This window comes from Streptococcus sp. GMD4S, from assembly GCF_000296955.1.
The window spans coordinates 1-921 of record NZ_AJRE01000297.1 but is presented as its reverse complement, the minus strand read 5'-3'; the positions used below and the strand labels follow the sequence as shown (position 1 = coordinate 921).

The 921-nt window shown below is 44.3% G+C and carries 1 protein-coding gene; it reads right to left on the bottom strand.

Annotated elements, in window-relative coordinates; genetic code table 11:
• Positions 1-921, bottom strand: a 921-nt coding sequence (gene comB / locus GMD4S_RS09470; RefSeq protein ID WP_000574617.1) for a competence pheromone export protein ComB, incomplete at both ends; no start/stop codon positions are given.

Here is a 921-nt window from a genome sequence, read left to right as displayed (position 1 = left end):
GCTCCGAAGTTAAATTAGTCTCCGCCTCAATTTTAAAGAAATTTCCTTGTTCAGTCTTTGTAGCTGTCGCATCAATACTTGTAATCGTAGAATCCAGGAAAATTTGATTCTTGGCATCATTAGTCGTAGTATAACGAACAGAGTCCCCAATCTTGACTCTAGCAACATCTTTTGAACTGAGATAAGCTGTGAGTTTGGTTTTCCCTTCTTTTTCCAAGGATGGGTAGAGTTGGGCTAGCAGGGTTCCTTCTGCGACCATGGTAGATTCACTAGTCTCAGGATTAAGGTGAAGCACCCCATCCTCACTTGCTGTAATTTTCCCCTTGTCCAGCAGACCTCCTTGGACTTTCTTACCCGATTCCGCCTCCAAAATTTTCTGATCTAGAAGAGTTAATTCCTGGCCAACTTTGACTAAGTGCTGAGACTTGAGCGATTCCAGCTGACTATCCAGTCCCGTTGCGTGGGCCTGCTGAGCCCCAGATCCCGCATACTGCACACGATAAGTAGCTAAACTAGACTCTAGCTGGGTGATTTGAGCATCCACTTGCGCAATAACTTGCGATTTAGCGTGCGGATCTTCTTCACCTTGATTTTTATAGGTCTGGTAAAAAGAGTAGGCTGGATTCTGACTATCTAGTTGATCTCCCTTTTCAATCGCTGACTTGGCTGTTTTGTAGTCTCGTATTTTTTCCTCTGTTTGGCTGATAAGATTGCCAATCTCGGCCTGGCTCTGACTTGCTGCCGCATTTTGAGAGGAGATGTTGGCATTTTGCTGCGAAACATTGCTCCTAAGACTACTAGCTTGGCTGAGATAGTCTCGAAACATCTCTTGGTAACCAAACTTATCCGCCTCTGGAAATTGATCACTCCCCTCTTTCAAACTGGATTGCAAATACCCCAACTGCTTTTTTTGATCCTTTA